19 protein-coding genes are annotated in these 23700 nt (G+C 48.4%); 16 read left to right on the forward strand and 3 right to left on the reverse strand.

The window, feature by feature from the left end:
* Nucleotides 1–247: 247 nt before the first annotated feature.
* From MHH48_RS15920 to MHH48_RS15970, 11 genes are all read left to right on the forward strand, one after another.
* On the forward strand, nt 248–1237 hold the full coding sequence (locus MHH48_RS15920; RefSeq protein WP_076323257.1) for an ABC transporter ATP-binding protein: 990 nt from the start codon (nt 248–250) through the stop codon (nt 1235–1237).
* On the forward strand, nt 1234–2232 hold the full coding sequence (locus tag MHH48_RS15925; RefSeq protein ID WP_076323258.1) for a dipeptide ABC transporter ATP-binding protein: 999 nt from the start codon (nt 1234–1236) through the stop codon (nt 2230–2232). The genes MHH48_RS15920 and MHH48_RS15925 overlap by 4 nt, the downstream gene beginning before the upstream one ends.
* Nucleotides 2233–2361: 129 nt before the next feature.
* Complete coding sequence (locus MHH48_RS15930; protein WP_076323259.1) at nt 2362–4026, forward strand: ABC transporter substrate-binding protein; 1665 nt, start codon at nt 2362–2364, stop codon at nt 4024–4026.
* Nucleotides 4027–4063: 37 nt separating this feature from the next.
* Entirely contained in the window at nt 4064–5068 is a 1005-nt protein-coding gene (locus MHH48_RS15935; protein WP_076323260.1) for an ABC transporter permease, read from the forward strand.
* Between the two features lie 12 nt (nt 5069–5080).
* Complete coding sequence (gene nikC, locus MHH48_RS15940; RefSeq protein WP_076323261.1) at nt 5081–5977, forward strand: nickel transporter permease; 897 nt, start codon at nt 5081–5083, stop codon at nt 5975–5977.
* Nucleotides 5978–6418: 441 nt separating this feature from the next.
* Nucleotides 6419–7501, forward strand: a complete 1083-nt coding sequence (locus MHH48_RS15945; protein ID WP_076323262.1) for a Gfo/Idh/MocA family oxidoreductase — start codon at nt 6419–6421, stop codon at nt 7499–7501.
* 164 nt (nt 7502–7665) lie between these two features.
* On the forward strand, nt 7666–8181 hold the full coding sequence (locus MHH48_RS15950; RefSeq protein ID WP_076323263.1) for a DUF3189 family protein: 516 nt from the start codon (nt 7666–7668) through the stop codon (nt 8179–8181).
* A gap of 230 nt (nt 8182–8411) precedes the next feature.
* Nucleotides 8412–10007 (forward strand): spore germination protein, encoded by a 1596-nt coding sequence (locus MHH48_RS15955; RefSeq protein WP_076323264.1) that lies wholly within the window; start codon nt 8412–8414, stop codon nt 10005–10007.
* Nucleotides 10008–10011: 4 nt separating this feature from the next.
* The gene (locus MHH48_RS15960; RefSeq protein WP_306024465.1) at nt 10012–11250 is read left to right on the forward strand and encodes a Ger(x)C family spore germination protein; all 1239 of its coding nucleotides are present in this window, start codon (nt 10012–10014) and stop codon (nt 11248–11250) included.
* A 9-nt stretch (nt 11251–11259) separates the two neighbouring features.
* Nucleotides 11260–11499, forward strand: a complete 240-nt coding sequence (locus MHH48_RS15965; protein WP_076323265.1) for a hypothetical protein — start codon at nt 11260–11262, stop codon at nt 11497–11499.
* A gap of 17 nt (nt 11500–11516) precedes the next feature.
* Complete coding sequence (locus MHH48_RS15970) at nt 11517–12641, forward strand: endospore germination permease (RefSeq protein ID WP_076323266.1); 1125 nt, start codon at nt 11517–11519, stop codon at nt 12639–12641.
* 45 nt (nt 12642–12686) lie between these two features.
* On the opposite strand, the gene MHH48_RS15975 is transcribed toward MHH48_RS15970, so the two are convergent.
* Entirely contained in the window at nt 12687–13103 is a 417-nt protein-coding gene (locus MHH48_RS15975) for a hypothetical protein (RefSeq protein ID WP_076323267.1), read from the reverse strand.
* A 148-nt stretch (nt 13104–13251) separates the two neighbouring features.
* Nucleotides 13252–14163, reverse strand: a complete 912-nt coding sequence (locus MHH48_RS15980; RefSeq protein WP_076323268.1) for an AraC family transcriptional regulator — start codon at nt 14161–14163, stop codon at nt 13252–13254.
* Nucleotides 14164–14256: 93 nt separating this feature from the next.
* Here MHH48_RS15980 and MHH48_RS15985 point away from each other — a divergent pair, with 93 nt between their 5' ends.
* Nucleotides 14257–15576, forward strand: a complete 1320-nt coding sequence (locus MHH48_RS15985; RefSeq protein WP_076323269.1) for an ADP-ribosylglycohydrolase family protein — start codon at nt 14257–14259, stop codon at nt 15574–15576.
* A 120-nt stretch (nt 15577–15696) separates the two neighbouring features.
* On the opposite strand, the gene MHH48_RS15990 is transcribed toward MHH48_RS15985, so the two are convergent.
* Entirely contained in the window at nt 15697–16503 is an 807-nt protein-coding gene (locus MHH48_RS15990; protein ID WP_076323270.1) for a phytanoyl-CoA dioxygenase family protein, read from the reverse strand.
* Between the two features lie 134 nt (nt 16504–16637).
* On the opposite strand from MHH48_RS15990, the gene MHH48_RS15995 reads away from it, so the two are divergent.
* The 4 genes from MHH48_RS15995 to MHH48_RS16010 all read left to right on the forward strand — a co-directional run bounded on the left by MHH48_RS15995 (nt 16638) and on the right by MHH48_RS16010 (nt 23663).
* Nucleotides 16638–17444, forward strand: a complete 807-nt coding sequence (locus tag MHH48_RS15995; protein WP_076323271.1) for a helix-turn-helix domain-containing protein — start codon at nt 16638–16640, stop codon at nt 17442–17444.
* A gap of 147 nt (nt 17445–17591) precedes the next feature.
* Entirely contained in the window at nt 17592–18497 is a 906-nt protein-coding gene (locus tag MHH48_RS16000; protein ID WP_076323272.1) for a DMT family transporter, read from the forward strand.
* 558 nt (nt 18498–19055) lie between these two features.
* On the forward strand, nt 19056–22298 hold the full coding sequence (locus MHH48_RS16005) for a PQQ-binding-like beta-propeller repeat protein (protein ID WP_076323273.1): 3243 nt from the start codon (nt 19056–19058) through the stop codon (nt 22296–22298).
* A gap of 405 nt (nt 22299–22703) precedes the next feature.
* Nucleotides 22704–23663 (forward strand): ABC transporter permease subunit, encoded by a 960-nt coding sequence (locus tag MHH48_RS16010; RefSeq protein WP_076323274.1) that lies wholly within the window; start codon nt 22704–22706, stop codon nt 23661–23663.
* Nucleotides 23664–23700 lie beyond the last annotated feature (37 nt).

The following is a 23700-nucleotide window of genomic DNA, read 5'->3' on the forward strand; positions in this document are numbered from 1 at the left end:
TAAAGTAACATATCAAACAAGCTATATTTGGTTTTGTGTCAGAAATTTTGACATATTAATTGACCGCAGATCAATTAATATGTTGATTTCAGTCGAAAGGTTAGAGGCTGTGGTTAGATAAGTCGAATCGACTGGAACAACTCACTCAAAGTTTCATAGGATTGTCTTCTGTATTAGGTGCTTCCGCGCATGTCTTATCTATCGGAGGGCTGCAAAATCTATCTTTTTACAGAAAAGAGGCTGTGATATGAGTCAACCCATTTTGCAGATTCAAGATTTGCACACACACTTTTTTACAGACCGAGGTGAAATTCCCGCTGTCGATGGTGTGAGCCTTTATGTTAGAACTGGAGAAGTGCTTGGCGTCGTTGGTGAATCTGGCTGTGGCAAAAGCGTGACATCGCTTTCGGTTTTGAAACTGATTCCACAGCCTCCAGGCAAAATTACCGGTGGTTCGATCTTATTCAAGGGACAGGATATCGTCCCGTTAAAAGAACGCGAGTTGCGTCAGATTCGGGGAAATGCGATCTCCATGATTTTTCAGGAGCCGATGACGTCGCTAAATCCGCTATTTACCGTGGGCCAGCAAATCGGGGAAACGGTCCGCCTGCACCGGGGGGTTAGTAAGAAAAACGCGAGGGTACATACCGTGGAAATGCTGAGAAAGGTTGGCATCGCTAGTCCAGAGTCCATCATTGATGAGTACCCCCATCAGTTGTCGGGAGGAATGCGTCAGCGGGTCATGATCGCGATGGCGATTTCCTGTAATCCGGAACTGCTTATCGCCGATGAACCGACGACCGCATTGGATGTAACGATCCAGGCTCAGATCCTCGATCTGATCCGATGCTTGAATGAGGAGTATAAAACAGCGGTCATGTTGATCACGCATGATCTTGGCGTCGTCGCAGAAATGTGTCATCGCGTTACAGTCATGTACGCTGGGAAGGTTGTAGAGGAAGGCAGTGTGCACGATATATTCAAAAAACCGCTTCATCCCTATACCCGGGGCCTTATCAAGTCGGTTCCGCGAATGAAAGAGCAGCGCAGACGGCTGTTCTCCATACCAGGCAATGTGCCGATATTGAATACCCGGATGAATGGCTGCCGCTTTGCCGAGCGATGCTCGGATGTCATGCCGCTGTGTCTCGAACAGCTTCCTGAACTGAAAGAATACGAAGCGGCACACAGCTGCCGATGTTGGCTGCATGAAACTCCGAAGGAGGAAGTCATATGAGTGAAACATTGCTGCAGGTGGAGCATCTGAAAAAGTACTATTCCTTGGGAAAGCGGTGGTTCGGAAAATCCGAGCAGCAAGTGATCAAAGCAGTCGATGACGTTTCCTTTTCCGTGCTGAAAGGAGAGACGTTTGGTTTGGTGGGGGAGAGCGGATGCGGTAAATCGACAGCAGGCCGTTCGATCCTGCGGCTGATCGAACCGACGGCCGGCAGGGTCCAGTTTAATGGACAGGATCTTACTTCATTATCTCCCAAAGAGCTTCGCTTACAGCGCAAAGATATGCAAATCGTCTTTCAGGACCCATTTTCTTCCCTGAACCCACGGCATACCGTCCAGCGGATATTGGAGGAACCGCTCATCGTGCATGGAGTAGGGAACGCAAAAGAACGGAGTAACCTTATCAGTCGCTTGATCGAAGTCGTCGGTTTGTCGCACAGCCATCTCCAGCGTTACCCGCACCAATTCTCGGGCGGTCAGCGGCAGCGGATCGGCATCGCCAGGGCCTTGTCGCTGCAGCCGAAGCTGATCGTTGCGGATGAACCCGTGTCGGCACTCGATGTGTCCATTCAGTCGCAGGTTATCAATTTGCTGCAGGATCTGCAGGAGGAGTTTGGACTTACCTATATTTTTATCGCACATGATCTAAGCGTGGTGAAGCATATTTGCGATCGTATCGCCGTTATGTATCTTGGCCGAATCGTGGAGATTTCCGAGAAGAACAGGCTTTACGAAACACCGCAGCACCCATATACGAAAGCGCTTTTTTCTGCAGTCCCTGAGCCTGACCCCGATATCAAAACCGAGAGGATTATTTTGCAGGGTGAAGTGCCGAGTCCGGCAAACGCGCCGGTCGGCTGCGCTTTTCACACCCGTTGTCCGATGGTGATGGATATTTGCCAAACGTTGCGCCCCGAGCTTACGGAAACGGAGCCTGGCCATCTGACGGCCTGCCATTTGTTCACAGGATCGGATGCTACCGGAAGAACCGTATAATTCGACCGACTGGTACCCATTAACTTACAATTGTTGCAGCACTTTTCTTCTTTCTGGTTTATAGCCGGGACAAGTCGTCCGGGTCTTATATAAACAAAGATACTTTTGTAATAAGAAGGGAGCCACAATATGAGAGTGAAAAGTTGGAGCAGTGTCGTTTTGGCATTGATGTTGTGCGGAGTTGTTATCCTTGCCGGATGCAGCGGAAGTAAGGGCAGCAGCAATAACGGTGCAACAGGAACGGATACGGGGGGAAAAACAGAAACGGCAAACCCGCCACAGTCCACACAGGATACATTAATTGTCGGGCGGGGTGGCGATTCCGCATCCCTGGATCCCGCAATCGTTACAGACGGCGAATCTCTTAAAATCACGCATCAGGTGTTTGACTCTTTGCTGGAATATAAGGAAGGAACGACCGAAGTTCAAGGTTCACTAGCCGAGAGCTGGACGGTTTCCGAAGACGGCCTGAAGTACACCTTCAAGCTTCGTCAAGGCGTGAAATTCCATGACGGAACCGATTTTAACGCCGATGCCGTCGTCTTTAACTTTACCCGCTGGTCGGATCCAAAAAGCGAGTATAAATTTGAGGGTGACTCTTTCGACTACTACGACTCCATGTTCGGCCCCGACGGAAAACGCATCATCAAAGAAGCGAAAGCAGTCGATACGAATACCGTTGAATTTACGCTGACTCAACCGCAAGCACCGTTTCTGCAAAATCTGGCGATGACCTCCTTTGGCATAGCCAGCCCTGCGGCCATTCAAGAGAAGAAGGAGAACTTCAAAAACGAACCGGTTGGCACCGGACCTTTTGTCTTTAAGGAATGGAAGCGCAACGATTCAATTACTCTGGAGAAAAATCCAAGCTATTGGAGAGAAGGGCTTCCAAAATTAAACAGAGTGATTGTACGCTCTATTCCCGACAACTCTGCACGCTTCAATGCGCTGCAAAGCGGGGAAATCGATCTGATGGAAGATTTGAGCCCGGATGACTTGGCTACGCTCGAAGGTAATCCGAATCTGCAAAAAATCGAACGCCCTTCTAATAATGTAGGTTATATCGGCTTCAATCTTAAGCAAAAACCCTTTGATGACGTGAAAGTAAGGCAGGCATTAAGCCATGCCGTCAACAAACAGGCGATTATTGAGGCCTTCTTCGCTGGTCAAGCCATCCCGGCTGTAAATCCATTGCCGCCTTCCCTGTGGGGGTATAACGACAGCATTCAGGATTATGAATACGATTTAGAAAAGGCGAAGCAGTTACTGGCCGAAGCGGGGTACCCGAACGGTTTGCCCGATGAGTACACGTTCTATGCCATGCCGGTTCCCCGTCCGTACATGCCGGATGGCAAAAAGGTAGCCGAGGTCATTCAAGCCGATTTCGAGAAAATTGGGGTAAAGGTCAAGATCGAATCTCCAGAATGGGCTACTTATCTGGACGATGCAAAAGCCGGGGAGAAAGACGACATCTTTATGCTCGGCTGGACGGGCGATAACGGCGACCCGGATAACTTTCTGTACACGCTGCTTGATAAAGACGCCATTCCGTCTAACAACTACAGCTATTATGCCAATGATAAGCTGCACGAGATTTTGATTGCCGCTCAAAAAGAAACCGAACAGTCCAAACGAGAAGAGCTGTATAAACAAGCACAAGACATCATAAAAGTCGATGCTCCGTGGGTTCCGCTTGTGCATACGACACCTCTCCTGGCGGCCAAAGCAAATGTGAAGGGATACGTACCGGCACCAACCGGCACAGAGTATTACTATAACGTCTACTTTGAATAACGGGTTGTACCACATTGTCTTTGGCAGGTGAATTATTTTGAAATCCTATATTTTTAAGCGATTATTCATCATGGTTCCTGTTTTGATCGGTATGACGATGATTGTATTTTCCATTATTCATGCAATCCCTGGTGACCCGGCGGAAACCATTCTGGGACAAAAGGCGACGGAACAGTCCAAGGAAGCTCTCCGTGAACAATTGGGACTTCATAATCCGTGGTACCAGCAATATTTCACGTACATCGGAGATTTGCTCCAAGGTGATCTTGGACAATCCATCCGTACCAAAGTGCCGATTGCCGAGGAAATCACCCCTTACTTGGCAGCGACTGCCGAGTTGACGTTTGCCGCTATGGCGTTTGCCATCATTTTCGGCGTTAATGCTGGAATTATAAGCGCCTGGAAACAAAACTCATGGTTTGATTACATTAGTATGCTGGTTGCGCTCATCGGAGTATCTATGCCCATCTTTTGGCTTGGGTTAATGGAACAGTGGATTTTCTCACTCGAGCTGCAATGGTTGCCTTCGATCGGTCGGATGAATCAACGGGATCCGGTTGAAGCCGTTACGAATTTATATTTGCTTGATAGCATTCTCGCCGGACGATTCGATCAATTGTGGACGGTGATCAAACACCTGATCCTGCCAAGCGTGGCGTTGGGTACGATTCCAATGGCGGTCATCGCCAGAATGACGCGTTCGAGCATGCTGGAGGTCATGAATTCCGATTATGTCCGCACGGCAAAAGCCAAAGGGCTGTCCCAATTTTTTGTCGTCTACAAGCATGCACTTAAAAATGCGTTTATTCCGGTGCTTACCGTCATCGGTTTACAAACCGGGGCGCTGTTGGGAGGAGCTGTATTGACGGAGACGATTTTTGCCTGGCCAGGCGTAGGACGGTACATTTATGAAGCGATCAGTTCACGCGATTACCCGGTGATTCAATCCGGCATTCTGATCATCGCTTTTATATTCGTTTTCATTAATTTGATTGTGGATTTGCTGTATGCAGCAGTGGATCCGCGCATTCGCTACCGGTAAGGAGGGGTGACCATGCCACAGATTACGGCGCACACTAGCGACAGCCCTGCCGTCTCCATCGAGAAGGTTTCCGAACCTTGGAAGGATGCGTGGGGAGCTTTCCGCAAGAATAAAATGGCGATGCTCGGACTGTTCATGATTGTAGCCTTCATTGTTATTGCACTGGTTGCGCCGCTTATTGCACCCTATGATTATAAAGCCCAAGAGCTGACCGATCGGTTAAAGCCCCCATCTGTGGAGCATTGGTTCGGGACAGATGATCTGGGGCGTGACATACTCAGCCGGGTGCTGCACGGAGCTCGTATTTCATTGTGGGTCGGTACTTTTTCCGTGATTGGCTCCATCATCCTGGGAACGTTTTTTGGGTTGCTCGCGGGTTTTTACGGGAAATGGATGGATATGTTGATCTCGCGTATTTTCGATATTTTGTTGGCGTTTCCGAGTATCCTGCTGGCAATTGCTATTGTAGCCTTACTGGGGCCCTCGCTGCAAAATGCGCTATTCGCGATCGCGATAGTCAACATACCGACCTATGGCCGATTGGTTCGGGCCAAGGTGCTTAGCTTGAAGAACGAGGAATACATCACTGCTGCGCAGGCGATTGGGATGAAGAACCGTGGTATATTATTGCATCACATACTGCCAAACAGTCTGACTCCGATTATCGTGCAAGGCACGCTGGGCATCGCAACAGCCATCATCGAAGCCGCAGCACTCGGGTTTCTGGGGATGGGCGCCCAGCCCCCCGCTCCGGAATGGGGGAAGATGCTATCCGATTCGCGGCAGTTTATAGCGACGGCCCCGTGGACGGTCGTATTTCCCGGTGTCTCGATCATGCTGACGGTACTCGCCTTTAACCTGATGGGAGACGGACTGCGCGATGCATTGGATCCGCGAATGAAAAGTTAATATACTATAAGTGGGCTGCTGGGAGACCCCCGGCAGCTTACTATGTCAATACATCTATACAGGAACGTTAAACATTCCGGCTTGTCGCATAGACCAGTACATGTTCGGGAAGTGACGGCTGGTTTCTCCAGCATGGAAATTCCAGTCGCTTGATACTACTTCTTTATTAAACTGCAGAGTAAATTCTCTGCGGTTCTTTGCAATTCAGATTAATGTCGTAATTTTATATATGATTTGTCGCATAGTTGGACTAAAAAAAAGAGTAAGATGTGATACCTTATATGTGGATGTCATGGCAGCTAAGTTCATATCCAGAGACCCAAGAGATGTTGTGGCAGAATTACATACATATAAGCCCGCCTGCTCTTTATGGCGTTATGGATAGGCAGGACTTTATATTTGAAGTTATAAAAAATTAATGAAAAGTGATGGTGATGATTTATGTCTAAAGTGTATCGTATTGGAATTATCGGCTGTGGCGGAATCGCAAACGGGAAGCATCTGCCGAGCTTAAGCAGATTAAACAACGTGGAGCTCGTGGCATTCTGCGATATCGTCCTAGAAAAGGCAGAAGCCGCGGCTAGCAAGTACGGTATTGAGGAAGCTAAAGTGTACGGCGACTATAAGGAGTTGCTGCAGGATCAAAGCATCGATATCATTCATGTTCTGACGCCTAATGACTCACATGCCGAGATTTCCATTGCTTCGCTTGAAGCAGGTAAACATGTTATGTGTGAAAAACCGATGGCAAAAACGGCTGCGGATGCCAAGCGGATGATGGAAACCGCGAAACGCACCGGCAAGAAATTGACAATCGGATACAATAACCGTTTCCGCGAAGACAGTCTTTACCTGAAACAAGTATGCGAAGCCGGTGAACTCGGAAATATTTATTTTGCCAAAGCTCATGCCGTACGAAGAAGAGCTGTTCCGACTTGGGGCGTATTTTTGGATGAGGAAAAACAAGGCGGTGGTCCGCTTATTGATATTGGTACGCATGCTCTCGATTTGACCCTCTGGATGATGGATAATTACAAACCGAAGATTGTTCTCGGTACCACATACCATGAGTTGTCCCGCAAGGAGAACGCGGCAAACGCTTGGGGACCATGGGATCCGGAAAAATTCACTGTCGAAGATTCCGCTTTCGGCATGATTGTGATGGAGAATGGCGCGACCATTATGCTGGAATCCAGCTGGGCGCTCAATACGCTGGATATCGATGAAGCCAAATGTACGCTGAGTGGTTCGGAAGGTGGAGCCGATATGAAGAACGGTCTTCGCATCAACGGCGAGAAGTTCAGTCGTCTGTACACCAACGAAATCGAATTGAATTCCGGCGGAGTGGCGTTCTATGACGGGAAGCAGGAGCAGGCTCCGGATGTTGAGATGAGAAGATGGATCGAAGCGATTGATCAGGATAAGGATCCTGTCGTAACCCCAGAACAAGCTTATGTTGTGTCTCGGATTTTGGAAGCTCTATACGAATCTGCCAAACTCGGCAAAGCCGTTTACTTGGACTAAGTTTATATCCATATGATAATTCATAATGCAAAAAAGCCCTGATGATCAGGGCTTTTTTTTATTTTCGGTACATGCTTAATCTAGCAAAATATGTGATGGGGAGGAATGGATATAGATTAATGGGGAATAATAAGCTCATTACATAATGAAGGCGGGTTGATGAAATGATATTTATTTATAATGATTACGGTGGAACGCACACGACCTCACTGGCAGCAGCGTATCATCTCAATAAATTACCTACGAATCGGCAGCTTACAACCGAGGAAATTCTGGCCGTTGACTATTTCAATAAACTAAATAGGTCCGACATGGGCAAACTCGTTCTCCACGGACTGGATGAGAATGGAAATCCGGTGTACACCATTGGACGGGGCTCATCCAAGATAGTCATTCCAGCTTTAAAAAATTTAAGCCTCATTCTTCAAGACAAATATCAGAACACGGAGCCTATTGTGTTTTCCAACACTTCGCCTACCGTTCCATTGGTCATGACGATCGGGGGATTTTTGTCCAGAGGATTAAAATTGGGTTTTCTCGGCGATCCGTTATTAGTCGCAGGTGCAAAGAAATGCTGCGGTATTATCCGTGAACTTGTTCTGCATACCAAACAAACCGCAGCCGCGAGGTCCGGTACGGAGTCCGTAATCGTGATTGAGAACAAAAATTATTCCTCATAGTTATTCGAAGTCTAAAATCCATATGAGAAGATAATCCCAAATTTCACAGGTTTATCTTCTTTTTTTGATGAGCCAAATAGGCCTCAGCGTTTTCTGGTATAAAGAGATGAAGTGTATGATGAAATAGCGCGACGAAGAAAAGGATGATATCCAGTCCAGTCTGTTAGTTTACAGCTGGTTTTCTTCGGTAATAATGTGGGAATAGCATCTGTGAGAGGAAGGATATTCCCATGCGGTATCGAAGAAGAAGCGGCCATTCCATCAAAAATAGAACCAAAGATACCCTACCAGCTAATACTTCGACAACAGATCCCGATGCTTTAAGTCCGGATATAAAAAGTAGTCTAATCCATATCAGAGCAGCCCTCGGAAACAGTACTGATATCGTGATCAGGGAAATTCCGCTGGATGAAGAGGAGAAACACTATATCGCTATCCTCTATACGGACGGCTTGGCCGACCAAAAGATCATTTCGGAATCCATCATGATGGTCGTAGCTGACACTGCTAAATCCCTGGTGAGGGAAGATACGGAACATCCGAAGCCTTTCGATGGGCAAAAGATATTAGAAAACATTTCCTTTATCAATAATGAGATTCAGTCCATTTATGATTATAAAAAGTTGTTCCATTCCTTATTGTCGGGGGACACCATTTTTCTGGTAGATGGATTGGACCGAGGCATCGCAGCAGGTACACGTGGATGGAAGGACCGCGGGGTCATGGAAACGTCGGCGGAAAATGTCGTCCGCGGTCCGCGCGAATCCTTTACGGAGTCGCTTCGAACGAACACGGCTTTGATTCGTCGAAAGATCAAGGATCCTCATCTGTGGATGGAAACGAAGCAGATCGGCCGAATTACGCAAACAGACGTCGCCATGATGTACATCGATGGCATTGCCAACGAGAAGATCGTCGGGGAAGTCCGAACCCGGCTTGAACGAATCGATGTGGACAGCATTTTGGAGAGCGGATATATCGAGGAATTGGTGCAGGATAAGACCTTGACTCCATTTCCAACGATTTATAATACCGAACGTCCCGATGTGGTCGCGGCCGAGCTGCTTGAAGGCAAAATCGCTATTATCGTAGATGGCACCCCATTTGTTCTGATCGTTCCGGCCCTATTTGTGTCTTTCTTGCATGCTGCGGAAGATTACTATCAGCGCGCGGATATCAGTTCATTCCTGCGGATGCTGCGCTACCTGAGCATATTCATTTCGTTGCTTGGGCCTTCCCTCTATGTAGCCATAACCACGTTTCATCACGAAATGCTGCCGACCCAGCTCCTGTTCGGACTGGCTGGACAACGTGAGCAAATTCCGTTTCCCGCCTTCGTCGAGGCCGTCCTCATGGAGGTCACCTTCGAGATTCTGCGGGAAGCAGGCGTGCGGCTTCCCAAAAATATCGGATCCGCTATTTCCATCGTAGGAACGTTGGTCATAGGGCAAGCCGCCGTCGAAGCAGGGATCATCTCTCCCGCCATGGTCATCGTGGTTGCGATAACGGCCATTTCCAGCTTTGTCGTTCCATCTTTCAATATGTCCATTGCTTTTCGGATGCTTCGATTTCCGTTAATGGCGCTTGCCGGATCATTCGGCCTGTTCGGCATCCTTGTCGGGATTATCGCTCTTATTCTGCATTTGTGCAGCCTCCGCTCGTTCGGAATCCCGTATATGTCGCCTTTCGCGCCGTTAATTCCGGAAGGGCAAAAAGATACGATATTGCGGCTGCCACAATGGATGCTGATGAACCGCCCCCGACTGATCAATCAGAAAAACGAAAAGCGCAGAACAAGCACACCTCCCCAAAAATCGCGGGAATAGATGAATGCAGACCAGCGGGAAAGCGAGTGAACATTGGATGAAACGGATATTGGCGTTGCTTCTCTTACATATCGTCATCACTCTTCTTCTGAGCGGTTGCTGGAACCGCAGAGAATTGAACGAATTGGCCATAGCGGTAGCCGCAGGGGTTGATTGGGTGGACGGCCGCTACCGTTTATCGGTCCAAGTCGCTATTCCCGGGCAGATAACCGCCAAAAGAAGCGGGAGTCCCCAAGCGCCTGCTACACTGTTTACGGCTGAAGGCGATACCATATTTGAGGCGGCCAGGAGAATAACTCAGATTAGCCCGAGAAAAATTTATTTTTCCCACTTACGGATGTTTCTGGTGGATGAGGCGATGGCAAGGGAAGGGATAGCCAAAGTTCTGGACCTTCTGTCCAGGGATCACGAATTCAGACCCGATTTCTATCTGGTTATTACCAAAGGAGCAACGGCGGAGGAAACCTTGAAAATCATGACGCCCATGGAAACAATTCCTGCCAATAAACTTTACGATTCCCTGCAAATCTCGGAGAAGGTTTGGTCACCCAGTATGGCTGTGACACTGGATCAATTGATAAGTGATATTACCAGCAGCGGAAAACACCCCGTGCTTACAGGACTGGTGATAACAGGGAATCGGGATCTTGGGAAAATGAAGAAAAACGTAGAAAATATTGATACACCGAGTCAATTGAAATATTCGGGACTTGCCGTTTTCAAATTTGACAAACTGATTGGCTGGTTAAACGAGAAGGATAGCAGAGGTTATCGACTCATAAGGGGGCAAGTGAAAAGCTCTGTAGCTTTTGTTCCCTGCCGGAATGACGGAAAGGTTATCTTGGAGACGCTGAGGACCGATGCCAAGATGAAGGGGAAAATCATCGAATCCCGTCCTTCAATGGATATCCGGATTAATTTGGAGGGAAATATTGGTGCAGTGGAGTGCAGCGGTTTGGATCTGTCTCAACCTGCGACCGTGAGGGATCTCGAAGTCGAAATGGAAGAAAAAATAACCCAAAGCTTGGAGTCCGTTATCCATAAAGTGCAGACTGAGTTTAAAGTCGACATATTCGGCTTCGGGGAGGCTTTTCACCGTTCGCATCCGAAGGCATGGAAAGAAATGAAGGACGCGTGGAACGACCGATATTTTCCGAACCTCAAGACCCATATTCAAGTGGATTACAAAATCCGGAGAACCGGAACAACCAGTGATTCTTTTCTAAATGATCTAAAGGAATGAGGCGAATTGATGCTGAATATCGCGATTATTGCAATATCAGCCACCATCTTAACCTGGCTGGAGCTGCCGAGGATGCTCCGGGAAAAAGAAATTAGGGAAATCTGGGGGTTTACGGCATTCATGATCATTGGCATTGGAATTAGCGTGGCCCAAACGGTCATGAACGATATTCCAACTCCTCTGGTCATGATAACGATCGTATTCAAGCCGTTCAGTGATTGGCTCTCTGTCATCGGTTTGACCCAATAAGAAAAGGAGCAGGAACGATGCCCGTAGTCAAAATTTCATTGCGCCAGGTTAGCATTTTAACTGCCATGTATACGATAGGAAGCGCGATTCTTATCGTTCCTTCGGGTACGACTAACATTGCTAAGCAAGATGCTTGGATAGCCGCTTTGGTTGGGATCGGTCTCGGATTCATCATCTTGGCGGTGCAGCTGCAATTGTCCAAAAAGTATCCGGAAACAAATTTGATGCAATTGTCCGAGAAACTTTTAGGAAAATGGATAGGCAAAACGGTAAACTTTCTGTTTTTAATTACATTGCTCCTAAGTGGTCCCGCTTCGGTGTTACACGAAATTAGCGACTTCATGACCATCCAAATGCTGCCCGAAACCCCGGTTCAGGCGATCATTTTCCTCTACGGGGCCCTTGTTGTCTTGGGGGTGCGTTTGGGGCTCGAAGTGCTGGCCAGATCAGCGGAGATGCTGTTTCCATGGTTTCTTCTTCTGTTTCTGTCCATGAGCATTTTATTATTGTCGGAGATTAAATGGGAGAATGCACTTCCCGTTTTCGAATCGGGGGCCCACCCTATCCTCCAGGCCGCAATCTCTTTTGTTAGTACTGCTTTTCTGCCGCACATCGTGTTGATGATCATCTATCCGGGGGCTGTTAACCGACCGGCAGAGGCTTACAAGGCCGTATATATCGGAAGCCTATTCGGTGCGGGGGTGCTTTTTACGATTATTGGATTAGCGATATTGGTCTTGGGTCCGGACATTACGGCACGAAATCTGTATCCCAGTTATATGCTGGCCAAAAAAATCAATATCGGCAATTTTCTTCAACGTATTGAAGCAGTCATGGCGGTGATGTGGTTTATCACTTTATTTTTCCGTATCTCCTTGTACTTTTACGCCATTGCGATCGGCGTCAGCCAGATATTTAATATCAAAAATTATCAGCCGCTGGTCGTGCCACTGGGCTGGATACTTGCCGCGGTTTCCGTCTTCATATATCCCAATGTTCCATACAAGTTGGAATGGGACGCAAAGACTTGGATTCCGTATACGATTACCATCGGGTTTATATTGCCATTGGTGTTGTTCGGGATGCACGGACTCCGTAAATTGCGGTCCAAAAAAACAAAAAAGTCCTCGAAATCCGGCTGAACGGTTGGAGGACAAAGTGGGTTGTTTGATAATCCAATGTAACGGCTATTGTCCTTTATGCCAATCTTCAGGCTTATCACCGATCAAGCCCAACAAAAACATTTGAGAATAAGCGTAACCTTTATAGGTCTTGGATAAACACGAGGGAATCGTAAGATTCAGATCCATATAGGTTGTTAAGATTAATTGTGTGAACTCCTTCTGGTTCGTCAAGGAATGCTCCTGCAATTGTTTCGCGAATTCCTTGCTGACATGTTCTCTTCCTCCAAATGCTTGCTGTAATTGGTAACCAGCCAAGTATAACTCAGCAGCTGTATCTTCATCTCTTCCTCGATGCTCAGCTACATAATTGCCGATCCAATCGCGAACAAGAGAAGAAGGGTCTGTGTTATTGTCCTTCGCAATCTCTTGAAAGCTCTCCTTGAGGTCTTTGGATAGACGGACGTGCAGATTTGTATCCATTGGCTTAAAGCCTCCTTAACGTAATGAATTCATTGTACTCAATATGTGTACACAATGTCAACACGATAATGGATCACGCGAAAACAACGCAAAACTCCGGTGATAACCGATTCGCCTGTGCGGTACTACGGCATTAGAACACTTAAACCTAGGGCTTTATGGGTCGCTCGCTCTGACGTTTCAACGTTCTCCACTTGGATGGAGGAACGCCCATCCATTGTTTGAAATGACGGTTGAAGCTGGATAGCGTGGCATAGCCAACCTCTTCCGAGATAGACAGTATGCTGCTGCCAGTATGGCACAGCAATGCAGACGCCATTTGCAATCGCACGTTGTTTAAGTAATCGAGCGGAGCCATTCCCATGCACGCGCGGAACGTACGACGAAAATGTGTGACGCTAAGGCTGCAAGCTGCCGCCAATTCATGAATTTGTATCGGTTCCATGTAATGTTGCGAGATATACTCAAGTGCTTTGGATATTTTGTTCATGGAGGATCGATCGGCAGCTTCAGCAACAGGCTCATGGTCAGCCATCTGGACATCGATCATTCTGGTGATGAGCGTCATTATGGTCCAGACATAGCCCTTGACGGCCGATTCGTACCCTCGCTGTTGCAACCCCAGTTCTTTCATGAGATATTCCGTTATTAACGTGATGTCAGGAGCATCGTTGGGACTGATGATATTGGTGAATCGTGAATATCCCGTTGGGGAAGGGGCATTCCACGATTGGGAAGAAGAAATCTTGCCAAGTAGCGCAATCGGATCCAAAAAGCAGAAATGCCAGCGGCTTACCTGCCCTTTTAGGCTTTGGGCGAGATGAAGCTGCCCCGGAAAAACAATGCTTACATCACCTTTTGAGTAAGGCATTATCTTTTGCTCTACGAAAAACACCCCCGAACCTTCGCAGCAGTATCCGATTTCAAGACAATTGTGGAAATGCAGATACGTAATATCGGCATCGTTCTGGTCGTAGTTCTCTATCCAATCAACAGGAAATGCCGGGGGAAGCAGATACGGCTGAGAGATGACATCGTATGAAGATGGTCGTTTCTGCATAGTTTTCAGTCCTTTTTTAGCAGAATTGTTATGTTTCTTATTATAAACTAGTGCTGAAATCGATTACACCAGGAAGTGGGAGGAGAATGTGAAATGGCGTATCCTGTGGAACCGAAATTGGCAAAGTTAGCCGAAAAGATTATGGAGTATGGGCGATTAGCCCATGAATACGGAGCAGACGGCGTTTCCGATGTCTGGCTGGACATTGAAAGGGCAATGCATGCAGCCGCTCGGAAATTGCAAGATCTGCCTGTAGACGAGAAACTGGCTTCTCAGGAGCCGGATGATCTGCGGGGGATTCAGTCGCTTCGGCCTAACGGGCCTCAAAGAATGTGGAATACGTTCAATAAGTCCGTGTATAAAGATAAGCTGGAGGGTGCCATGCTGGCTCGATTCGCCGGATGTACGCTGGGAGCTCCGGTCGAACTATGGGAAGTGGATGAAATGGAGAGTTGGGCCAAATACATTGGGGATCCATTTCCACCGCGGAACTATTGGACCAAAATTAAGAATCCGAATCATAGGCGATATGGGAAGAGCACTTTCTATGAATATACGCTTGAAGGCATGAATGGCGTTCCGGTCGACGATGATATTACGTATACGATCCTGGGGCTGCTCATTGCTGAGGAGCATGGGATTCATTTTACGACAGAGGACGTAGGGAAGAGCTGGGTGAAATATTTACCGCTTGCATGCACAGCCGAAGAAGTTGCACTTCGTAACTTGAGGGCAGGCAAGACGGCGATGGAAGCAGCGGACTTGGACAATCCGTACTGTCAATGGATTGGTGCAGATATTCGATCCGACGCGTGGGCCTATATAGCACCGGGGTTTCCGTCAAAAGCTGCGGAATACGCGTATCGTGACGCTTACTTGAGCCATCGAAGAAACGGAATCTATGGTGAAATGTTTTTTAGTGCGGCACAAGCCGCCGCTTTCAGTGTCGATCACCCTGTGGACGCCCTTCGCATCGGGTTGACTGAAATTCCTAGAGATTGCAGCCTATCTAAGGATATCGAATGGGCACTCTCCATAGGTGGAGATATCCGAAATTACGCAGAAGCGCGAGAAGCCGTGAACAAGCGTTTTCAAGGCATGTCCAGTGTTCATACGAACAACAACGCATGCTTGACCGTATTCGGATTAATGATCGGAGGGACGGATGTGTCTAAGGTCATTTCCGAGACAGTTGCGATGGGGCTGGACAATGATTGCACGGCCGCTACCGCAGGCAGCATCGTCGGAGCGATCGTTGGCAAGGAGGGCGTGCCTGTCCATTGGCATGCGCCATTTCATGATACGGTAACGACTTATATGATCGGTGCGGAGAAGTTCAAGATCAGCGATCTGGTCGAGCGATTTACCGCCGTAGCGGAGCAGACATATATCGGTTCTAAGCTAGATATATAAACGGGGAGCATGGACCGACCTGAAATTGCAGAGTGGCTCAGATGTATGCCAAGCACTTCGATTCGAAGAAAAGAACATAGGGCGACCAGCGCTTGAACATGTACGCTGGCCGCCTTTATTTCAATGGGGATAAGGTGTTTCGAATTCAACGCCGCACGGACCGCCATTCGGATTGATGTCGAGATTAATCTCCGTACCGTCTTCCTGGAACAGCGGCCGATAGAATGCACCAATCTTGGTAGCCGATGCGTTGGCGTAGTGGCAGATGAAGGCGCGGCGGAACCAGTTGGATTTGTTGCGGTAGGAGCCGTGGATCAGGTTGCCGTTAAAGAACAGCACATCGCCTTTGTCCATGATCGCGGGGAGGACCTGTCTATCCTTGGGCGGCTTCACGAAATGGGTAGTAAACGACTCGTTCGAATCGGCTTCTTCCGGGCACACCAGGGCATAATCACTTGTTTTTGGAACGACGAGCAAACCACCGTTCTGTTCATCAGCCGCGTCGATTGCGGCCCATGCCGCGATACAGTTGCCAGGCTCGACCTGCAGGTAGAAGTTGTCCTGGTGCAGCGCTTGACCACGGGAACCCGGGGGTTTGTAATAGAACATGCTTTGAGCCGCAAGCGCCGGTTCGCCATACAAATCAGCCAGCACCTCCATGACAGGCTTGTGCAGCATGTATTTCTTCGCAATTGCATTAAAGCGGTGCGGATGCATCACACGCGGATAACGCTTCAGCGGTTCGGCAGTTTCATCATCCAACACCGGTTCAAAGTGGCCGGGAACGGTCGTTTGGCTGATCTCCTCAAACGTCGTTTCGATTTCCGACAGCTCTTCTTGGCGGAAGAGCCCTTTTACAATTAAATACCCCTCCGTTTCGAACTTGTGCAGCTGCTCTGCCGTCAATACTTTTAACTTCTCTCGCATAAGAATTCCTCCCGTAAGATTATTGTTTTTTCCTGTTGACAATAGAATAAGGTCTGCTTAACTTGAGAGGAAGTATGATATCTGCTTATAATTACCGGGATTCTGCTAATCGAGGTACAGAGGAGGAGAGGTTTATGCGAACGCCGGACGGACGGCAAGGCATATCCTTAGAAAGTACCGGAACCATATTCGGCGACCATTTCGATCAAGACGATGCTTATCGGCTGCGTCGTCCTCACGGGATGCAGGACTGGCTGCTTGTCTACACGCTGCATGGAGAGGGCTATTTCAGGACGCCTGCCGGGGAGAAACGCTGTGGGCCCGGGCAGCTCGGTCTGCTGCGCGCCAACATCGCTCATGAGTATGGGACAGTCCAAGGGAAGCGCTGGAACTTCCTATGGATTCATTATCCCGGGCTTCCGGAAAACAGGATGCTGCGTCATGAGGAGTTTCTGGTCGAAACGCTGCCCGATGAACGTGTCCGAGGGCGTGTCGAGTTAGCGTTTCGGAATGTGCTGCAAGATTCGCTGGACCGGTTAGACCTATGGGAGGCACTGTGCGAGAACGCGCTGCGCGAGATTTTACTTCTGCTTGCACAGCGCACGAACAAAAGACTTGATCCAAGGGTCGAACAAACCCTCGGCCTGTTGTCCCGTTCGTTAAAAGAAGATATTCGAATTGACGCCATATCGCGAGAGATCGGGATATCGGGGTCAAGGCTTGCCCACTTGTTTAAGCAAGAAACGGGGTACACCATCGTGGAGCATCTGAATCAAATGAGGGTTCGCCATGCCGCCTTATTGATGATCCACTCCGGCCGTACGGCGAACGAAGCCGCGCAGGATGTCGGGTTTAACAGTTACAATCATTTTGCCGATCAGTTTCGCAAACAGTACGGGGTTTCACCGAGGCAGTACCGCCAGGCGTGTAAGCTTACATGAATGCTGCCAGGCTTTAAAGTATAATGCATGAATCATTCTAAGAGAAGAAGCTGCCTGCAAGGGTGCCGTGTAGAATGGCTCTGTACAACTTCCCTAATGAGATGTTAACTTATAAGGATGTCCCTCATATAGAAAGAAGGTATTAAGTTGGCACGATCCTTATATATTGCACTCATCCTCCTAAGTCTCATATGGGGAGGTTCGTTCTTTTTCATTAAAAATCTGCTGCACGATTTCGGCCCTTGTGGGATCGCCTTCCTGCGGTCGACCTTTGGATTTCTCTTCATTACGATTGTCATGCTCATCATGCGAAAGCCGTTTGCCCTGCGTGAAATTCGTTGGCTGCCGACCGTCGTGATTGCGATGATTAATATGGCACTGCCATGGACCTTAATCGGGTTTAGCGAAACCAGGCTGGCCAGCAGCATGGCTTCGGTATTAAATGCAACAACGCCGATATGGACCATGCTCGTTGGTTTAGTGTTCTTCGGCTCCGTGTTTAGGCGGATTCAATGGATGGGCATGGGGGTCGCGCTTGTCGGTCTGATCATTCTGCTCGGCATTCGCCCCGGATCATTTATTACTGTCGATTTCATTGGCTTCGCAGCGATGATAGGTGCTACCTTGTGTTATGCCGTGGGTTCACAGTTATCCAAGCGTTTACTGGGCGGACTGACGATGTATCAGCTAACGTTCGGAACACTGCTTGGGGCGATGGTAGGGAGCGGTATTATTGCTTTTACTACGGAAAAGATTGATCTTTCGAAGATCGTAGAGCCAGCCAATATAGGTTCTCTTGTTGGCCTTGGCATCTTTGGTTCTGGCGTGGCGTATATTCTGTTCAATTATATGGTTTTAAAAGGGAGCCCGGAGTTTGCCACATCCGTCACCTATCTCGTTCCTGCGACGGCGATGATCTGGGGATATACGCTGCTGGATGAACCGATTGGATGGAGCCTAATTATCGGCTTGATTCTCATTTTATCGGGGGTATTTATCACAAATCATGGCGGACGAACATCAAAAGAGAGTTTGGCTGCTGTACCTAAGTAGCATTCATTAGTAACAAGAAGGACTGCTGAGAGGCAGTCTTTTATTTTTTTATCCCCTTGCTGTACTTTATATGAAGCAATCAAGTTATTCAGGAATTTCGCTATGCACGCAAATTGAGGAAATTCATAAAGTGCTTCCAAAAGAGGGAATGATGCCGCGAGTGATACGAATCTTTATTTACGCCGGGCCGCTTAAATTGCGGTTTTTTTGTCGTTAACCCGCTGCGTTTTGTTATTTTCCTATTGGTTTTAAAGCTTGAAAATACGATGAAGACTTTGTGATTATTCTACTTCTTTTGCAAAATCCACTTTGGCCTATAGCAGGACAAATGTAAGGAAGCGTGATAAATATCGATTGACACCATCTTGGTATTTGCCTAATATACGGGCCAGACGACCCCCATCCATGTTATATATTCTACTTACAAGGGGCTTATCAATCCATCGGTAAAGGAGGTTCGTATACAAAGACAGTGACTAAACGCTCGCATGCGATGCGATCTGCCTGCATGTGGAACGATCCTTCGGGAAACAACGATTGAATCTAAGGAGGTTATTTATGAGAATTAGAAAGGGTGGCAAGTACCAAGTCTTGATGCTTGCAATTTGTTTTATATTGGCATGCTCGGGAGGCGGTGGTGTCGCAGCTGCTTCCGGAGAGAGCAGGCTGGCTCAAAAAACGTATGGGACACCGGAAGAAATTCTAGTCCCTAACAACTATACGGTGGCCGTGTTCAACGGTACCACCGGCAAGGAAGAAGGCCGCAACGTGCTTTACGCGACCAGTAAAGGGAAGCCGGGGCATCTTAACGTCATTGATCTGGAGGATTATAAACTGCTGCGAAGCATTCCGATCGGACCTTCCGAAAGCTCGTGGGCACACACCACGGCACCGGACGGAACATTGTTCCTTGCGGCTGACGGCGGCGGAGCAAGGCTGTGGAGTTACTCTCCGGTTACTCATGTCCCTGTGCAGGTTGCACAGTTCGACGGACAGTCGGTCCCGAACAGCATCACCACGGATGAACAGGGCCGTGTGTATGTCGGAACCTATCCCGGCGGCAAAGTGTACCAGTACGACCCGGCTACAAAGCAGACAAAAGATTATGGCCGCGTCATCGGCTTGCTTGATCAGGAATATGTGCGCTCCATTGCTTACCAGGGCGGCAATATATATGCCGGTACCGCACATAAGCAGATCGTACGCGTGAATTTAACGACAGGTGAGAAAACGAATATCGCGGCTTCCTTGCCGGTTAAAGAAGACACCGTGTATGACTTGAGCACGATTGATAACCGTTATTTGTTTGCCAGATATACGGACGGAAGCGGCATTCCTGGAGAGGCGTTTATCTACGATACGCAGACGGAAAGCTGGCTGGATGTCGTGCTGGAGAACGTAACGGGACTGCACGCAACGGACTCGCTTGACGGAAAACTGTATTATATGTCCGACAAGAAGCTGAAAACGTTTGATCTTGCCACGCATGAGGTCGAGTTGACCGGCATGGAGTACAACAGCGGATTTCGGGGAGTAGATTGGGTGGAATTTCCGAACAATCCGGAATACCCGGGCGAAAATCTGGTTACCGTTCGATATGACGGCGGTGTTACGATCATGAACATCGAAACCAAACAGGTACACCTGATGCCGCCGGTCATTCCGGGTCTGCCCGGCGTTGTCAACCGGTTGAAGAGCGTATCCGATACGGAGTTGATCACCACCGGCTCACAGGCCCGTTCTTCGCTCGTTGATCTTACGGATAAAACGGCAACGCCGTTCAGCATCGGTCAGGCCGATAGCGTTCATGCCGTAGGAAATAAGGTCTATATGGGCGTGTATCCGGAGGGCGGACTCTACGAGTTCGATCTATCGACGGAGCCTGGAATGAACAATCCGAAGAGATTGGCCGTGCTGGGCAACGATCAGGAGAGGCTGGTGGATATCTCCAGTTCTAAAGGCAAATTGTACATTTCGACTATATCGGGTTACGGTACTTTGGGCGGCTCACTGACCGTTTATGATACCGCTACCGGGGAAATAAACGTTCATCGCAACGTCGTCCAGAATCAGAGCGTGCTTAGCACGACGGTTCATGACGGCAAGGTATTCGGCTCCACGACGATACGGGGCGGACTGGGCTCCGAGCCGACCGAGGCGGAAGCGAAGATTTTTGTATGGGATGAGGAAAAACAGCAAAAAATCACCGAGTTCCCGCTCAGGGTTCCGGGATTGGATAAACCGGTATTCATCGGTGATCTTTCCGCCGGTCCGGACGGTTTGATCTGGGGGGCATCCTATGAATACATTTTCGCAATTGATCCTGATAACTATGAAGTCGTGAAAAGCAAAAAAGTGTATCCAAGCTTAAACTTCAGCCAATGGGCGCATCACCCGCTGCGCTGGTCGGAGGATGGGCTGCTCTATGTGCTGTTTAACAACAAACTGACGGTCATTGACCCAGAAACGCTGGAGCATCGGACATTGGCCGACACCTCAAGATTTGATTTACATGCGGATGGGAACCTGTATTTCACGGATATGCAGACCAATACGATCCTGTATCGGATGGAAGTTGACGGAGAGGTTGTTGAAGAACCGCCGCATACGGCAGTACCTGTTAACAATCCGGGCTTCGAAGAGGAATTAAAGGGATGGAGTCCGTTATTCGCTCCCGGTAACGGTTACCGCTATGATCTCAGCACAGAACGCAGTTTCACAGGAACGCACAGCCTGAAGATTACGGACACGCTGAGAACGGCATCCGTTGCCGTTCAGAGTGATCCGATTCCCGTTGTCCCGGGAGAGGAATATACGGCGGGCATGAATCTTTATATTGAATCCGGCCAGCCGGGATTTATGTTCCGATTCTTTGATAGCAATAACGCGACCATCTCCACCTTGGAAACCCATTTGGATGAATCGCGATTGGCCCAGTGGCAGAAAGTGACGCTCAGAGGCAAAGCTCCAGCCAATGCTGCATACGCTAAACTGATTGCGGTAACCTCCAGATACAATGTGGCAACCGCATATTATGACGATTTCTTTGTTACGGTAAAAGACAGTGCGCCACCAGTCTCAACGGTAAGTCAATCGCCTTCTCCCAACGAGAACGGCTGGGTGAATTCTGATGTGTCGTTGTCTATCTCTGCGGACCGTGCCTATTCTATCGAATATTACGCGGAAGGGGCACAGCCGATAGAAAAGACCACAGTAAAAGGGAATACGGCTCAGCTTGAAATCACGAAGGAGGGCGTAACGACCGTCACCTATTCCGCTACCAACTTCTCAGGCGTACTTGAGGTTCCCGGGACACTGAAGGTGCAAATCGACAAGACAGCTCCAGTCGTTGAATTCACCGGTGAGCGTACGTACACGGTAACCGACTCCGTATACGTTTCGTGCAGCGCCGACGATAGCTTGTCCGGGTTAGCTGAGAATCCATGCCTTCGTCCACTGATTGAACGTCCTGCCTATTTCTTCGAGCCGGGATCCCATGATATTTCCGTAACGGCAATCGATCTGGCGGGAAATAAAACGGAAGCGGTCTTTAGTTTTGAGGTGTCCGTGACTTATGATAGCCTGTCCGTGCTTGCAGAGCATTTTGCCTCAAGTCATCCGGGACTCGCACAATCTCTGTCAAGTAAACTCCTCAATGCCAAAGAGGCCGAGAATAGAGGTAACGCCTCTGCTAAGGCAGGCATGCTGAACGCCTTTTCCAATGAAGTCAGCGCACAATCCGGCAAAATATTGACGGGTGAACAAGCAGAATTGCTTGTCAAACTGGCAGGTTATCTGTAAGCAGGCGAAAGCGTTAGTCAAAAACACGATACTTTGCTTTTATATCGTCGTCTATATTTTGAAACAGCCGCGTGAATCTCGCGGCTGTTTTTGTTTTTCGCAAAGACAAGATCCTCATCGCGAGTGGAATGACTATTTCATAAAGAAAATGATGTACCGTCGAAATTTGTCATAACAAATGTACCGTTTATACATCTAAAGTAGCAATTTTTCGATGTCATATTGACTGGGAAATAAAACCTAACTAAAATGTGTTATAACAAATAAGTGAATACATTAAAAAATGTTAATACAAGTAGTTGAGAAGGAGGTGGTGCGTTGCCAAAGCAAGCAGATATTAGTCGCCTAACATAGCTAATATTTGCTTACGCAATTTGATCGAGAAAAAGGAGGTCATGACAAAGCATGGACGCCCGGTTAAACTCGGCATCCCCACAGCCCGCTCCAAAGTCCAACAAATGGACGCATATTAAAAGGCAGCTTAAGCGAAATATCGGGCTGTACATCATTATCTCGCCGGCGGTGCTATATTTTTTGATCTGGCATTATTGGCCGATGTACGGCGTTCAGATCGCGTTCAAAGATTTTATGCCTGGCCTTGGCATTTGGAACAGTCCATGGGTCGGATTTGAGCACTTCGAGCGGCTTTTTGACGCTTATTATTTTTGGACGATTCTGAAGAATACCATCGGGATCAGTTTATACGGACTGCTGGTTGGCATTCCCGCTCCAATCTTGCTTGCGCTTTTGTTCAACGAGATTCGAAATCGTAAATTCCGCTCATTCGCCCAAAGCATCTCCTACGCCCCGCACTTCATTTCGGTTGTGGTCGCGGTCGGTATTTTGTTCTTCTTCATCTCGCCAACGAATGGCGTTTTCAACTCCATCCTTGTTTCCCTGGGGAGAGAACCGGTCGATTATCTGGCAGAGCCATCGAAATTCTGGCACCTGTACGTCTGGTCGGGCGTATGGCAAGGAGTTGGCTGGTCTTCACTTATCTATAGCGCTGCCATCTCGGGCATCTCGCCTGACCTGTACGAGGCGGCTTATATGGACGGGGCCAGCAAATTTCGGCGAATTTGGCATATTACGATTCCCGGTATCGTTCCAACCATCGTGATCCTGTCCATTCTGAGTGCTGGCGGCATCATGAGTGTCGGTTTTGAGAAAATACTGTTGATGCAAAACCCGATGAACCTGGAAACATCCGAGGTGATCTCCACTTACATGTACAAGAGCGGGCTGCTTAACACCCAGTACAGCTTTTCCGCGGCCGTGGGCCTATTCAACAATGTGATCAACTTTATTATCCTGATCATCGTCAATGCGGTTGCACGCAAGGCGGGGGAGACCAGCTTATGGTAAAGGCTCGTCCGTGCAGGGTTAAGGAGGGAACGTAAGA

The organism is Paenibacillus sp. FSL F4-0100, from assembly GCF_037993005.1.
Lineage (GTDB): Bacteria > Bacillota > Bacilli > Paenibacillales > Paenibacillaceae > Paenibacillus_AQ.

Excerpts from the sequence above, each read along its gene's own strand:
- MHH48_RS15920 (WP_076323257.1), top strand. The coding sequence starts at position 248 with ATGAGTCAACCCATTTTGCAGATTCAAGATTTGCACACACACTTTTTT.
- MHH48_RS15925 (WP_076323258.1), top strand. The coding sequence starts at position 1,234 with ATGAGTGAAACATTGCTGCAGGTGGAGCATCTGAAAAAGTACTATTCC.
- MHH48_RS15930 (WP_076323259.1), top strand. The coding sequence starts at position 2,362 with ATGAGAGTGAAAAGTTGGAGCAGTGTCGTTTTGGCATTGATGTTGTGC.
- nikC (WP_076323261.1), top strand. The coding sequence starts at position 5,081 with ATGCCACAGATTACGGCGCACACTAGCGACAGCCCTGCCGTCTCCATC.
- MHH48_RS15945 (WP_076323262.1), top strand. The coding sequence starts at position 6,419 with ATGTCTAAAGTGTATCGTATTGGAATTATCGGCTGTGGCGGAATCGCA.
- MHH48_RS15950 (WP_076323263.1), top strand. The coding sequence starts at position 7,666 with ATGATATTTATTTATAATGATTACGGTGGAACGCACACGACCTCACTG.
- MHH48_RS15955 (WP_076323264.1), top strand. The coding sequence starts at position 8,412 with ATGCGGTATCGAAGAAGAAGCGGCCATTCCATCAAAAATAGAACCAAA.
- MHH48_RS15960 (WP_306024465.1), top strand. The coding sequence starts at position 10,012 with ATGCAGACCAGCGGGAAAGCGAGTGAACATTGGATGAAACGGATATTG.
- MHH48_RS15965 (WP_076323265.1), top strand. The coding sequence starts at position 11,260 with ATGCTGAATATCGCGATTATTGCAATATCAGCCACCATCTTAACCTGG.
- MHH48_RS15970 (WP_076323266.1), top strand. The coding sequence starts at position 11,517 with ATGCCCGTAGTCAAAATTTCATTGCGCCAGGTTAGCATTTTAACTGCC.
- MHH48_RS15975 (WP_076323267.1), bottom strand. The coding sequence starts at position 13,103 with ATGGATACAAATCTGCACGTCCGTCTATCCAAAGACCTCAAGGAGAGC.
- MHH48_RS15980 (WP_076323268.1), bottom strand. The coding sequence starts at position 14,163 with ATGCAGAAACGACCATCTTCATACGATGTCATCTCTCAGCCGTATCTG.
- MHH48_RS15985 (WP_076323269.1), top strand. The coding sequence starts at position 14,257 with ATGGCGTATCCTGTGGAACCGAAATTGGCAAAGTTAGCCGAAAAGATT.
- MHH48_RS15990 (WP_076323270.1), bottom strand. The coding sequence starts at position 16,503 with ATGCGAGAGAAGTTAAAAGTATTGACGGCAGAGCAGCTGCACAAGTTC.
- MHH48_RS15995 (WP_076323271.1), top strand. The coding sequence starts at position 16,638 with ATGCGAACGCCGGACGGACGGCAAGGCATATCCTTAGAAAGTACCGGA.
- MHH48_RS16005 (WP_076323273.1), top strand. The coding sequence starts at position 19,056 with ATGAGAATTAGAAAGGGTGGCAAGTACCAAGTCTTGATGCTTGCAATT.
- MHH48_RS16010 (WP_076323274.1), top strand. The coding sequence starts at position 22,704 with ATGGACGCCCGGTTAAACTCGGCATCCCCACAGCCCGCTCCAAAGTCC.